General features: G+C 66.9%; 14 protein-coding genes. 7 read left to right on the top strand and 7 right to left on the bottom strand.

All coding sequences use genetic code 11. The annotated features are described in order from the left end of the window. The first annotated feature begins 249 nt into the window (after positions 1–249). Genes ASH04_RS06485 through ASH04_RS06470 form a run of 4 tightly spaced genes read left to right on the top strand, consistent with a single transcriptional unit; the run spans position 250 to position 3,456 of the window. Positions 250–600 carry a rhodanese-like domain-containing protein gene (locus ASH04_RS06485; protein ID WP_027494854.1) on the top strand — a complete coding sequence of 117 codons (351 nt, stop codon included), beginning with the start codon at positions 250–252 and terminating at the stop codon, positions 598–600. Next, a complete protein-coding gene (locus tag ASH04_RS06480) occupies positions 601–1,764 on the top strand; it encodes a DUF4328 domain-containing protein (protein WP_057473105.1) in 1,164 nt (387 codons plus the stop codon). It abuts the gene before it with no gap. Then, positions 1,761–2,534 carry a glycerophosphodiester phosphodiesterase gene (locus ASH04_RS06475; protein ID WP_027494853.1) on the top strand — a complete coding sequence of 258 codons (774 nt, stop codon included), beginning with the start codon at positions 1,761–1,763 and terminating at the stop codon, positions 2,532–2,534. The genes ASH04_RS06480 and ASH04_RS06475 overlap by 4 nt, the downstream gene beginning before the upstream one ends. Before the next feature lie 10 nt (positions 2,535–2,544). Next, the gene (locus ASH04_RS06470) at positions 2,545–3,456 is read left to right on the top strand and encodes a DUF5926 family protein (protein WP_057473104.1); all 912 of its coding nucleotides are present in this window, start codon (positions 2,545–2,547) and stop codon (positions 3,454–3,456) included. Between the two features lie 157 nt (positions 3,457–3,613). On the opposite strand, the gene ASH04_RS06465 is transcribed toward ASH04_RS06470, so the two are convergent. The 5 genes from ASH04_RS06465 to ASH04_RS06445 all read right to left on the bottom strand — a co-directional run bounded on the left by ASH04_RS06465 (position 3,614) and on the right by ASH04_RS06445 (position 8,012). Then, entirely contained in the window at positions 3,614–4,168 is a 555-nt protein-coding gene (locus ASH04_RS06465; RefSeq protein ID WP_057473103.1) for a ferritin, read from the bottom strand. 112 nt (positions 4,169–4,280) lie between these two features. After that, a complete protein-coding gene (locus ASH04_RS06460) occupies positions 4,281–4,826 on the bottom strand; it encodes a ferritin (RefSeq protein WP_057473101.1) in 546 nt (181 codons plus the stop codon). Between the two features lie 30 nt (positions 4,827–4,856). Further along, complete coding sequence (locus ASH04_RS06455; RefSeq protein WP_235579953.1) at positions 4,857–6,107, bottom strand: LCP family protein; 1,251 nt, start codon at positions 6,105–6,107, stop codon at positions 4,857–4,859. 289 nt (positions 6,108–6,396) lie between these two features. Next, a complete protein-coding gene (locus tag ASH04_RS06450) occupies positions 6,397–7,206 on the bottom strand; it encodes a CPBP family intramembrane glutamic endopeptidase (protein WP_032391166.1) in 810 nt (269 codons plus the stop codon). 35 nt (positions 7,207–7,241) lie between these two features. Beyond that, positions 7,242–8,012: a DUF2470 domain-containing protein gene (locus ASH04_RS06445; RefSeq protein ID WP_032383014.1), complete on the bottom strand. Its 771-nt coding sequence runs from the start codon at positions 8,010–8,012 to the stop codon at positions 7,242–7,244. Between the two features lie 124 nt (positions 8,013–8,136). Between ASH04_RS06445 and ASH04_RS06440 the strand changes: the two genes are divergently transcribed. From ASH04_RS06440 to ASH04_RS06430, 3 genes are read left to right on the top strand one after another with little or no spacing between them, the layout of a single operon-like run. Further along, on the top strand, positions 8,137–8,859 hold the full coding sequence (locus ASH04_RS06440; RefSeq protein WP_057473099.1) for a hypothetical protein: 723 nt from the start codon (positions 8,137–8,139) through the stop codon (positions 8,857–8,859). 9 nt (positions 8,860–8,868) lie between these two features. Then, on the top strand, positions 8,869–9,801 hold the full coding sequence (gene pheA / locus ASH04_RS06435) for a prephenate dehydratase (protein ID WP_027494845.1): 933 nt from the start codon (positions 8,869–8,871) through the stop codon (positions 9,799–9,801). Beyond that, the gene (locus ASH04_RS06430) at positions 9,798–10,463 is read left to right on the top strand and encodes a histidine phosphatase family protein (protein WP_032374193.1); all 666 of its coding nucleotides are present in this window, start codon (positions 9,798–9,800) and stop codon (positions 10,461–10,463) included. The genes pheA and ASH04_RS06430 overlap by 4 nt, the downstream gene beginning before the upstream one ends. Here the strand turns inward: ASH04_RS06430 and ASH04_RS06425 are convergent. Both ASH04_RS06425 and ASH04_RS06420 read right to left on the bottom strand, forming a co-directional pair. Further along, positions 10,456–11,319: an ESX secretion-associated protein EspG gene (locus ASH04_RS06425; RefSeq protein ID WP_057473097.1), complete on the bottom strand. Its 864-nt coding sequence runs from the start codon at positions 11,317–11,319 to the stop codon at positions 10,456–10,458. The two genes, ASH04_RS06430 and ASH04_RS06425, sit on opposite strands and share 8 nt — an antisense overlap. After that, positions 11,316–12,488, bottom strand: coding sequence for a PPE domain-containing protein (locus ASH04_RS06420; protein ID WP_057473095.1), 1,173 nt, complete (start codon positions 12,486–12,488; stop codon positions 11,316–11,318). The genes ASH04_RS06425 and ASH04_RS06420 overlap by 4 nt, the downstream gene beginning before the upstream one ends. Positions 12,489–12,491: the final 3 nt, after the last annotated feature.

The following is a 12,491-nucleotide window of genomic DNA, read 5'->3' as shown; positions in this document are numbered from 1 at the left end:
GACCGCAGACAACAGCTGTGTCAAATCACGATCGATCCACAGCCTTCGTTGGTACTCGATACACCGGCAATCAGTTGTGAGGCCGTGACCTGTGGATAGAAACCGGCACGGGCCCCGATTCTGTGCATCAACCTGTGGATATTGTGGATAACTTTCGTGAGGCAAAGTGACGTAGGTCATAGCTGGGGCCGTCCATCGTCAGGCGGGCACGAGTGGCAGTCGCGATCGCACCCGTGACAAGATCGAGAGGTGTCTCACCCCGAGCAGTCGCCCGCCGTCACCGTAGACCGCCTTCCGGTGCCGTTCCCGGAAGCGGCAGTGCTGCTCGACGTCCGGGAAGACGACGAGTGGCAGGCCGGACATGCACCCGGTGCCGTGCACATCCCGATGGGCGACATTCCGTCCAGAGCAGGCGAAATCGACAACCAATCCGAGATCTACGTCGTCTGCAAAGCCGGCGGGCGCTCGGCTCGGGTCGTCGAATACCTCAATCGCGTGGGCTACGAGGCCATCAACGTCGAGGGCGGGATGCTCGACTGGCATGCCGCCGGTAGGCCGATCCAGCGCGACGACGATTCGGACGAAGCGAGAATCATCTAGATGTCGGCACCGCAGGGGCGCGCACAGGCGTTCCAGGTCTGCGCCCGCTGCAGCACTCGCTGGGCGGTCGGCGCACGGCCGGGTACGTGGTGCCCCCGCTGCCACGGCGTGCTGCTCTCGCCGGTGTCCGCTCGGGCACCGGCACAGGGCCGCCGCAATTTTCGTTGGGTTGCGCGGCCTGCGTCGTCGAAGAGCAAAGCCGTCGGTCCCGCCCGGGTCGCGGCACCGACCCCCACTCCGCGGTACGACTCGACGCCCACGTGGGGGCTGCGTGACACCCCACGCGACCCCGCAGCACACACGCCCGTCGGCCGCGTCGAGCAATACGCAGCCAACGCGCAGACGTTCGTCTGGATCACGGCGCTGCTGCTCGGGCTGGCGGCGTTCGCCGAGCTGTTTCGCTACGGAATTCTGCTGTACAACCGCACCCGACTGCTGTCGCCGATCACGCTGGCAATTTCCGATGCGCTGGTCTATTTCGCACAGGTCGGCGCGCTCATCGTCGGTCTGCTCGCGCTGATCACGACGTCCTGCTGGCTGATACGGCAACGCCGGCTGGCCTACGCATCAGTCGGTGCGACCGAGCCGCGGTCGGTGCGATGGATGCTGCTGCTCTCGATGCTGCCTCTGGTTCGGATCGTCATGCCCGGGGTGTACCTGACGGAGATCGTGCGCCTCCGAGCCGAATCCGACGGCGACGTGTACCGCGAGCTCACCTTGATCCGGATCTGGTGGGCCGTCTGGGCGACGAGCAACGCGCTGGTCGTCGTGCAGGTGCTGTGGAGTCTGCGCAACACACTGCAAGCCCGCGCCGACGGCGTTCTGCTCGCCGCCGTCGTGGCGCTCGTGGCCGCAGTTTCCGCGGTGCTGACCCTGGCCGTCATGCGCCGACTCGAGGGCCGCACCCTGCGCGGTTCGGCGCTGTCTCGTCCTACCCGATGGGTCATCGCACCCAGCATCGAGCGAAAGACCACGCAGTCCGAGGCCACGCAGACCGAGGCCACGCAGTCCGAGACCAAGCAGGCCGAGGCCGAGACCGAGCAGAACGAGACCGATACTGAGCAGACCGAGACCGATACTGAGCAGACCGAGACCGAGCAGACCGACGCAGCTCGTGCGGACTCCGGGGCCGAGAAGGACGACCGGGCGGTGACGGTCTCGTGAGCCCGGACCGACGCGGCCCTTTGGTCGTCGCGCACCGAGGAGCATCTGCGGCGAAGAAGGAACACACGCTCGCCGCCTACGATCTCGCGTTGCGGGAGGGAGCGGACGGCGTCGAATGCGACGTCCGGCTCACGAAGGACGGCCGCATCGTGTGTGTGCACGACCGCCGCGTCGACCGAACCTCGAACGGCACCGGAATCGTCAGCGAGATGACCTTCGACGAGCTCGCCCGGTTGAACTACGGCGATGCTGACGAACCCGCCGAACTTCTGACGCTGCACGACCTGATCGCGCTGATTCTGGATTGGACCAGCAAGCCGGTCAAGCTCTTCATCGAAACCAAGCATCCGGTGCGCTACGGCTCGCTGATCGAGGCCTCGGTGCTGGCCGAGCTGCACCACTTCGGCATCGGCGCGCCAGCCTCGGCGGATCATTCGCGGGCGGTAATCATGTCTTTCGCGCCCTCGGCCGTGTGGCGAGTGCGCCGCTCGGCACCGATGCTTCCGACGGTCCTTCTCGGTGACAGCTCGCACTATTTGGGCGGCGGAGCAGCGACGACCGTCGGTGCCACCGCGGTCGGTCCGTCGATCCGGGCGTTGCGTGAGCACCCGACCCTCGTCGATCGAGCAGCCGCGTCGGGCCGTGCCAGTTACGTGTGGACGGTCGACGAGAAAGAGGACGTGGACCTGTGCCGCGAACTCGGTGTCGGGTGGATCGCGACCAACCATCCCGGACGAACGCGCGCCTGGCTGGAATCGAAGAACGTGTAGGTTTTCTGGCGTGGGTAAGAGCAAAAGAAACAGCGGACCGAAGCAGGACAGCAACCGGGCGGCCAAGCTCGCACAGCGTGAGGCCGAGCGGGCCAGCCTCGAGTCGGGGACGACGCGGCCGTTCGAGGGCCTGGCCGCAGAATGCGACCTGGTAGCGCTGCGCGAATTCGTGCCGTCGGCCACCGCCACCGCGCCGATCATCTCCGGCGGCCGCACCGTCACTCTGGCAACGGTATTGCCGGGAGCCGTCGCCGCTCTGGTACGTGAAGAGGCAGGCACTGTAGAAGGATTCGTCGGCCTGCAGGTGCAGTTGCAATCGAAAGACGTTGCCGCAGATATCAGTAGCGCGTTGGGCTGGGTCGCCGCCGCCCCCGCAGGTGAGTCGCTCGAAGCCTCGAAGGTGGACGAGAACACCCCCGCATTGACCGATGTCCTCGACCCGTCCGCACTCCTCGAGATCACCGTGCATCAGGATTTCAATTGGTGGATCCCGGAAAGCGCCACTCCCGCAGCCGATGTGGCCGCAACCGTGGAGCGCGCGAATCAGGCGATCATGCCCTCGGCGCGGATCGAGGCGGACGGTGTCGTTGCAGCATGGTGGGTCGATGCCGGCGACAAGGCGCACATCCGGTGGGTTCGCCCGGAGAGCGAGGACGACGTCATGCTCGCCCTCGCACGGTTGCACGCTGCCGGAGACCTGAATCTCGGTGAGGGCTCGCGGTATGCAGGCTCGTTCCGTACGCACGGGTTGCTGGTGCCGGTGTTCGATCTCGATCCGGAGATGCATCCCACCGAATGGGCTGCTCCGACAAAGGAATTCGGGGAGAAGCTGAACGAGGCTCTTGCCGTCGACGCCCCGCTCACGGGAGCGCAGCTGCGTTCGCGGGACGGCCTTCGTGGCCGTCAGGTCACCCTGCGCTGAGCAGTCGAGCCCAACCGAGAGGTGCGGCGGCCCGAAAGTCGGTGCACCGAAACGCACGTCGGGTGGCCGTCGGACAAGGGGCTGCTTGTCCGACGACCACCCGTATGAGCGCGAGATCTCTCGCGTTACTCGTCGATGCGTGTCGCGTGGAGCGAAATTACAGCGATCCGCCGGCGACGGTGGGTGCGCCTGCATCGGCGACGACGCTGTTGTTCATCTCGCGGGCAACGAACTGCTCGAGGTCGAACAGGTTGTGGCCGGCGCGGTCTGCGATGTTGAGCAAGGTCTTCATGCTGGCAACTTCCTCGACCTGCTCCTTGAGGAACCACTGCATGAACTGCTCGCCGAGGTAGTCGCCCTCTTCGCGGGCGGTGCTCGCCAGAGCGATGATCTGCTCGGTGACCGTCTCTTCCTGTGCCAGTGCGAGGGCGATGGCCTCACGCGGGTCCGTGAACACGGACTTCGACGCGTCGACACCGGTCAGTTCGACGGTGATGTCGCGATCGAGGAAGTACTGGACGATCATCATCGCGTGGTTACGCTCTTCGACGGACTGCGCGTAGAAGTGCTTGGCCAGCTGCGGCAGGTCGACATTCGCGAAGTAGACGGCGGTGGCGATGTACTGCTGCGAGGCATTGAACTCGTTGCGGATCTGGTCGCGAAGAAGTGCGTGGAACTTGGTGTGGTTCGTTTCTTTGATGTCTGCGCTCATGGTGAGGACAATATGCCTGGTCAGAGGGCATTGTCATCCAAGTCGAGCCTTATTGAGGCGAACGTAGCCTAATACAGTGAATCCTAAATGTCCCCTCTGAGCAGGGCGTTAGTTACGCGCTTCCGGCCTCTTTGGGTGCATTGGTGGCGCGGGTCACCGAGCCGAGCTCGCGAGCCACGTACTGCTCGATGTCGAACAGATCCGAATCTGCTCGCCGCACGATGTTGAGCAGGCTCTGCATCGCAGCTACTTCCTCGACCTGTTCGGTGAGGAACCAGTGCATGAATTGCTCCCCGATGTAATCGCCCTCGGCTCTGGCCGCCTGTGCGAGCGCGGTGACCCGATCGGTGACCGCCACCTCCTGCGCCAACGCCAACTCCACCGGTTCGGCGACCGAATCGAACGCGGTCACCACGTCGTCGATGCCCGACGCGTCCACCTCGAGTCGGTTGTCGATGAGGAACCGAATCATCATCATGGCGTGCCGACGCTCTTCGGCCGACTGGGCGTAGAAGCGGTGCGCCAACTGCGGAAGATCGTTGCGGTCGAACCAGATCGCGATGGCGACGTACTGCTGCGAGGCGGTGAACTCGTACCGAACCTGGGCGCGCAGTAAATCGTGAAACGAGGTGGTGGGCTCATGCGACGGCAATGTCATGATCCACAACGTACCGGCCGCACGCCCCCGTCAGGGGCCGCCGGTCAGCAGATCTGCCGGAATTTCCCGATCCTGAGCGATGGCGTCGAAGAATGCCGGTGCCCTGGTGTCGTCCCACACGAGGACGTTGCCGACATCGGAGTCCTGGAAGCCGCCGACCGGCACGGTCGTCGTCACCGGCCCACCGCGCATCGTCCAGGCCAACCCGGCCAGGTTCCAGATGTGGTCTCCGTCGTCGACACTCAACGACGACGCGGTATCGGACACCAACGGCCACAGTTTCAAAGGATTGAGGAAAGTGGAAGCGCTGGTTGCCTTGTCGAGCAGAGCGGACATGAAGGCCCGCTGGTTGTTCATCCGGTCGAGGTCGGCCAATGCGGTCGCGCGGGATCGCACGAAGCCGAGTGCCTCGGAACCGTCGAGATCCTGACAGCCCGCGGGAATGTTGATGCCCGCCAACGGATCGTCGATCGCGTTCTGCACACACACGTTGACCCCGCCGACGGCGTCGACGATTCCGGCGAAACCACCGAAGCCGATCTCGGCGTAGTGATCGATGTGTACTCCCGTCGCACCCTCGACCGTCTGCACCAGCAGGGACGGCCCGCCGAATGCGAACGCCGCGTTGAGCTTGTCCTCGCCGTTGCCGGGAATCGGCACGTACGAATCGCGGGGCAGGCTGACCATCGTCGTCGCCCCGCCGCCCTCGGGGATGTGGATCATGATGATGGTGTCGGTGCGGCTGGGGCCTACTTCTCCGCCGGTCGCGAGAGATGCTTCCTGCTCCGGCGTCAGGCCGGCTCGTGAATCCGATCCGACGAGAAGCCAATTGGTGCCCGGGGTGTCGCCGATCCTGCCGGGGTACGAGGTCAGGGCGTCGACTCGCGTGAGCGAACTGTCGACGTAGTAGACGATGCCGCCGATGCCCAGAACGAGGACGAGCAGGACGATCAGGAAGCGACGGCCCCAGCGCCGACGCTTGCGCGGCTTCGCAACCTTGGGAGGACGTGAATCACGTTGTGGCCGAGCTGGTTCCGGTCGGCGTAAGGCGCGCTGCGGAGAAGCCGGTGGCTGCCTGCGCTCGTCGACGTACGGTTCCGGCTGTTGGCGCGGTGCGTACCCGGTGCGCCCGGCCTCGTCCTCGGCAGCGCGGGAGTACTGGCGCGTCGAGTTCGGTGGAACGGAACCGGCAGGGCCGGGTTCGGGTGCCTGCGACCACGCCTGTTGCGGTGGCACCGGGGCGCCGTGGCGGGGAGCGGCCGGGCGGCCGTCGCGTCTGATGAATTCGGTGCCCTCGGGTGCGGGCCCCGGACGGCGAGGGGTCCCTCGCTCCGCGGGAGGTTCCGGGTTGTACCGACGGGGGTTCGGAACCGGCGGCGGACCGGGTCGGTACTGACGTGGTGGCGGCGGTGGCTGTCCAGGGGCCCCACCGGCGCGCCGAGGCGGGGGAGGGGGCTGCTGGCCGGGTGGTCGACGCGGTGGCGGCGGCTGGCTCGGCGGCGGGGTACGCCGATTCGGCGCGCCGTGCCGTCCGTAGCGATCGTCGTCGTTCACGAATCGACTGTACCCATCAGGGCAACCACGCCAGGTGTTCGCGCAGCAGGGCGTAACCGACGAACGCGACGATGTCGATGAGTGCGTGCGCGATCAGCAGTGGCCACAGTCTCCCGGTGCGCTGCCAGTATCGGCCGAACACCAGGCCCATCAGGAAGTTGCCGACGCCGCCGCCCACCCCCTGATAGAAGTGATAGCTCCCGCGCAGCAGCGAGGAGCACAGCAAGGACTTGTTCTCGCTCAAGCCGAGTCGGCGCAGTCGAGAGATCAGGTAGGCGACGACGATGATCTCCTCGGCACCGGAGTTGGCCAGCGCATACAGAATCAGGGCGGGCACTCGCCACCAGTGGTCGTCGAGCGCGCTGGGTACGACGTTCAGATTGAATCCCAGGGCGTTGCCGACCAGGTAGAGCGCGAGACCCGGCAGCCCGATGAGTGCCGCCAGCCCGACGCCGTGGCCGAGATCGATCTTCAGGCGCGGTTTCGCCAGTCCGATCGCACGCGGTGCCAGATCTGCTCGCCACAGCAGGTACAGCCCCAATGCTCCCCATGCGCACAGGCGCAGGATGCTCAGCAGCTGGAACAGCAGGTCGATGACGCTGAAGCTCGATCGCGAGGAGTTCAGGGCGACCGTCTGATCGGACAGCGCTGCGGTCTGCAGGGCATCCTCGACCAGCGAGAGAATGCTGCTCATGCCACTGAGGCCGAACGTCGCCAGCAGCACGATCGCGATCTCGACCTTGATGGTCGTGCGTTCGCGAGCATCGGGCGGTGGAGCGGCGCTCTCCGGCGGCGGTGGCGTCAACCAGTTCCTGAAGTCGATCACGGCACGAGTGTGCCCTGTTGTGCCTCGCGGCGGCGTCAGCCCCGGGCGCGCAGACCGTTGAGGAACGGGCAACCGGCGAGGACCCGGAGGGCCCGGCTCAGGGAGATCGTGTCGTCGACGGGCGCGGCGAAGCCCAACCGGACGTCGTTGTCGCCGCACTCGCCCTCGATACGCAGACGAATGCCGTAGCGGTCGATGCCCAGCGGACGCACGCGTCCCTGCCGCAGCGACGGTGGGAGGCGTCGGGACAGTTGTGCGAGGAGGTCGGGATGATCGGAGTCGAGGTGCTCGAGCCAGCTCGTTTCCATCTCCCAGAACGGATCGGGCTCGGCTGCCAGCAGCGAGTCGACGTCGACCGGCTCGGCTCCGGTGCTGTCCGCCACCACTGCGGAGCCGACGATCAGACGTACCAGGGAGGTGGTGTGGCCGACGTCGAGCAGGGCCGCGTGGGGATGCTCGGCGGCCACCGCGCCGGCCATCGGGCGCATCAGCGATTCCGGCACCGGGCGCAATTCTCCGCGCAGCCACACCAGTGACCGCACCGGTTCGCGCAGTGCGAGAGGTGCGTGATCGGTGAGTTCGACGACGGCAGGAACGCCGGCGCGGGAGGACTGCCACCTGATCGCGTCGTCGATGGAATCGGTGGGGACGGCCAGAATCATCTCGCCGTTGGGTCGCAGGTGGTGCAGGGACGTCACGACGGGGTCGCTGCCGTCGATCACGAGAGCTGCGCCCTCGGCGCGCATGCAGGCGCTGCGTACGCGCTCGGCGGTGGACGGTCCGGTGGTGGTTGTTGCGCCGAGCATGGGCTCCTCCGATGCGATCGGTACAGTTGAATGGCCAGTAGGTGAGGCATACCTAAGTAACGTGCCCCTAAGTTAGCCGGATGTGGCGGGTATCGCAAGGGCAAGCTGGGACTACCGTGAAGACGTGCCGATTCCGTTGACCCTCGGTGTGCCGCACCGACCAGATCCGAACGCGCTCGTCGCCGGACTGCTGCAGCCGTTCTGCGCCGATGCCCCTGCCGTGCAGGCCGCTCCACGCGCCGCCGAGTACGGCCCGCCCGTCGTGCTGGCCTCGACCCTGCTGACGCTGCCGCCCACCGAGAACCTCGGGCGCATCGTCGTGCGACTCGACATCGACCCGGACGAGCTCCGGGCCTCGAGCGCAGGCAACTACGAGGCCGTCAGATTCGAGGTCGACGCAGTCTCCGAGCATCTTGCCGACGCGCTCGGGTTGCGACTGCCCTCGCCCCTCGTCGTCTTCCCGGTGTTCGACGCGATCGACGTGGCCGAGACCGCGGAAACCATCGTTGCCGCTCATCGGACCCCCGGCATCGGTGTCGGCGACACAGCGAGGCGTATCGCCGACGTGCTCGCCGTCGTCTCGCATGCCGATGTCGGTCTCGTTGCCCGCGCCGACACCGGAGACGACGTGATCGCGATCCTCGCCGCGACGGTGGCGTCGCTGCGTGGAGACGACATCGCGTCGGCTCTGGCCGCGCCGAATGTCGACGCTCTGCGCAAGCTCATACCCGAGGCCGCCGAGGCCGTGCGGGAGGTACTGCTGGGGGTCGAGATCGCCGACGCCGTCGCCGCCCACGCCCGTCTGGTCGACGTCGGTTTGATCGCTTCGGGGACGTCGACAACGTAACCTCGAGACGTGCCTCGCATCGCTTACTTCGGCCCATCGGGAACGTTCACGGAGATGGCGCTGGCGCAGTTCGAAACGCTCGGCGCATTCGACGGGGTCGGCCTGAGCGGGGACGTCCAGAGGGTGTCGGCCGCGAGCCCGCCCGCGGCGCTCGAGGCCGTTCGATCCGGTGCCGCCGACGCCGCAGTGGTTCCCATCGAAAGTTCCATCGAGGGGGCCGTGCCGCCGACGCTCGACGCATTGTCCGAAGGACGGCGACTGCAGATCGTCGCCGAGACGGAGATCGAGGTCGCCTTCACCATCGTCGGCGGACCCGGTGTCACTCTCGACTCGGCCCGCACGATCAGCGCGTACCCGATCGCCCTCAGCCAGGTCCGGCAGTGGTTGCAGGCCACGATGCCCGACGCCGTCGTGCAGTCTGCGACCTCGAATGCCGGTGCAGCAGAAGATGTTGCCGCCGGCGTGGTCGACGCCGCCGTCTCGACACGGTTGGCCGGGGAGCGATTGTCTCTGCCGACGCTGGCCGACGGCATCATCGACGTCGAGGGTGCGCGCACCCGCTTCGTGCTGGTGACTCCGCCGCAGCCGGTGCCCGCCCGCACCGGTGCCGACCGCACCTCGGTGGTGCTGAAGCCGCCGAACGACCCGGGTACGCTGCCGGCAGCGTTGGCGGAGTTCGGAATTCGCAACATCGATCTGACGTTCATCGAATCACGGCCTACCCGTTCGCAATTGGGCACTTACATGTTCTTCGTCGATTGCGCCGGGCATGTGGACGATCCCCTCGTCGCCGAGGCGCTGACCGCGTTCCACCGGAAGATGCCGCTACGTTTCCTCGGATCATGGCCCACGGCAACGACATCGGGAGGTTCGGTGCCGCAACCGATCGACGAGCACGTGCAGTGGTTGTCCGAAATCCGTTCCGGTCGGGGTGATCTGTGATGGGCAAGCTCATTCTCGTCCGGCACGGGCAGACCGTCTCCAACGTCGCGAAGAAGCTGGACACAGCGCCGCCGGGAGCCGAACTCACCGAGCTCGGGCACCGGCAAGCCGAGGCGTACGCGCAGACACGGCTGGGTAATCCTCCCGCCGTGTTGGTCTCGTCGATTGCTCTGCGCGCCAAGCAGACTGCGGGCTACGTCGAGCGCGGCACCGGAGTGCCCCTCGTCGTGACCGACGGTATCCAGGAGACGTCCGCCGGAGAGCTGGAAGATCGAGACGATCCCGAGGCGCACCGACTGTTCACCGAAATCTTCTACCGGTGGCATACCGGAGATCTGGATGCAGCCGCGCCGGGCGGCGAGAGCGGGCGCGCAGTGTTGGCGCGCTACGTCCCGGTGCTCGACGAGCTGCGTGGACAGTACCTGGGTGACGACACCGCCGGAGACGTCGTCGTCGTGAGCCACGGGGCCGCAATTCGACTGGTCGCGGCGGCCCTCACCGGTGTCGACGGCACCTTCGCCGCCGACAACCATCTCGACAACACCCAGACAATCGAGCTGTTGCCGCTACCCGACGGTGGCTGGGCATGCGCCAAGTGGGGCACGTTCCTGCCGCCGTTCGAGGGCAAGGGCAGCGACAAGGCAGACAACCCGATCAGCTGATCGCGGGATTGCCGATCGCTGGGTTCGTGGTCGCTGGGTTGGTGGTCGCTGGGTCCTTGGCCGACGAGATCAGCTCTGTCAGAGCCGCTGTCACCCGGTGATCCGACGCGCCGGTCAACGAGCTCCACGAACGACCGTCCGCGGCGACAGCGGAGGTGGCGACGATCCGTCCGGCGCGGGTGTCGAACAGGGCCACCGGACGCCCGGCCCCGCGTCGAGTCCCGTGCCTGCGGGTCACGGCCGTGATCTCGGTCCTGCCCGCGCACGTGGCCATCGCCGCGGCCAGAGTGAGGGCCCGGTCGTCGGCGATTCCGATGCTGCGCAGACGGGAAGCGGTGCCCCCCACGTCGGACGGTGCCGCGTCCAGTGCCTCGGCCAGCAGGTCGGTGGGCGCGTTGATGCTGCCGGGATCGAACGGCGGTGCCGATCCCAGCGACGAGACGAGATCGCGAGCCGGATCCCCGGCGATGACGCGCAGGGTGACGATGTTCTCTCGCCGTTCCGCCGACACCGCGATGGTGTCGTCGGATGCGATGCAGATCCGAGTCACGGGAACGGTGTCGCCCTCGAACTGTCGAGCCGAGACGTACCAGCGGGGTTGTTCCAGGACCCGCAGCCAGTGGCGAACGTCCTCGTGGACCGCGGTGCCGTCCCACAGTCCTGCCGCCGCAAGGGCCTGACGGCCGCGGTCGACAGCACGGTCGCGGGCTTTCGCGTCGTCGAAGCGCGGGAAGACGTCGAGCACGACGGGTAGTTCGGCAATCGAGAGTTCGTCGACCAGGAAATCCATCTCGTCGACACCGAGTGCGGCACTCGGCAGTGTGTGGCCCACCGGCACGGTTCCCAAGTCGATCACCGGCCGTTCTCACTGATGTTGTCGAGGGCTGGGTCTGCTCCGATGACCGACGGTGCCACCGTGCGGCCGTCGGCGAAATGCTCGAACTGTTTGAGGTATTCCGGGGTGTCGTGTTCGTCGTCGTCCTGCGCCCGTGTGCCCGATGCGGGCGCAGCACCGGCACCGGTTCCGCGCTGAGCGAGACCACCCTCGGCTGCGGTCGGTGCGCCGACCGTAGTGGCAGGACTGCTCTGGACTGCACCCGTGAGTGCCGATCCCCCGAGGGGACTCGACGCCGAACCGGGCATTCCCAGCCCGCCGCCGATGCTGCCGCTGCTTCCGCCCAGTCCGCCGTATGCCACCGGACGGGTGGACGCCGGCCCGACGGCGAGAGATGCCGAACCACCGGGTGCGAAGGAGTGGCCGATGCCGGATCCGGGTCCACTCGGCGGCGGCGTCGAGACCAGGTTCGATGCCGCGGTGGCCACCGTGGACACGCCTGTTCCGGCGATCGAGGTGGCGGCACTGCCGAGCTGCCCGGCTGCGGCTGCGACGCCTGGGTTCTGCGTCGCGGCCATCAGACCGCCGACCGCAGCCTGAACGGGGGACGTCATCAGCGCACCGTTGGCGAATTTGCCGAGACCACTGCCGGACTCGGACACGATGGCGGGCGCATGATCGAACGTCGTCTTCGCGATCAGGTGCGAGGAGACCAGCTCGAATCCCTCCATGACCATGGCTGCGCGGATGTCGAGCAATCGATCTGCGACCTCGGCTGCCTCGTAACTTCCGTTCAGTGCACCGCCGGTCGACGCAGCCGTCACCTTGGCAGCTTGCACGGCACCGATCTCGACGAGCGACGGCATGGTGGCCAGTGCGACGCCGTAGGAGGTTCCTGCGGCGGGGGCTTCGATCGACAGTGCCGCCGCCTTCAGTGCGGTGGCTCCGGTCCACGTGGCGAACCGGGCGAGGGCTGCCTGCGCGAGGAGGGCCGACTCACCCTCCCAGCCCGCGGTCAGGGCTGTCGTGATCGCGGCGATGCTCACCGAGGCCTCGGTGAAGGCCGCGGCCACCGAACCCCAGGCCCCGCCTGCGACATGTAGAGGCACCGGTCCGGGCCCCAACAGTCGCGTCGAATTTCCTGTCGCAGTTCGTGGTAGCCAGACCACACCTGTCACACCGAGCGTCATTGT

The organism is Rhodococcus sp. Leaf233 (genome assembly GCF_001426165.1).
Classification (GTDB): Bacteria; Actinomycetota; Actinomycetes; order Mycobacteriales; family Mycobacteriaceae; genus Rhodococcoides; species Rhodococcoides fascians.
Note: the sequence above shows the minus strand (reverse complement) of the source record. Positions and strands in the feature narration are given on the sequence as shown.

Excerpts from the sequence above, each read along its gene's own strand:
- ASH04_RS06480 (WP_057473105.1), top strand. The coding sequence starts at position 601 with ATGTCGGCACCGCAGGGGCGCGCACAGGCGTTCCAGGTCTGCGCCCGC.
- ASH04_RS06465 (WP_057473103.1), bottom strand. The coding sequence starts at position 4,168 with ATGAGCGCAGACATCAAAGAAACGAACCACACCAAGTTCCACGCACTT.
- ASH04_RS06445 (WP_032383014.1), bottom strand. The coding sequence starts at position 8,012 with ATGCTCGGCGCAACAACCACCACCGGACCGTCCACCGCCGAGCGCGTA.
- ASH04_RS06420 (WP_057473095.1), bottom strand. The coding sequence starts at position 12,488 with ATGACGCTCGGTGTGACAGGTGTGGTCTGGCTACCACGAACTGCGACA.
- ASH04_RS06460 (WP_057473101.1), bottom strand. The coding sequence starts at position 4,826 with ATGACATTGCCGTCGCATGAGCCCACCACCTCGTTTCACGATTTACTG.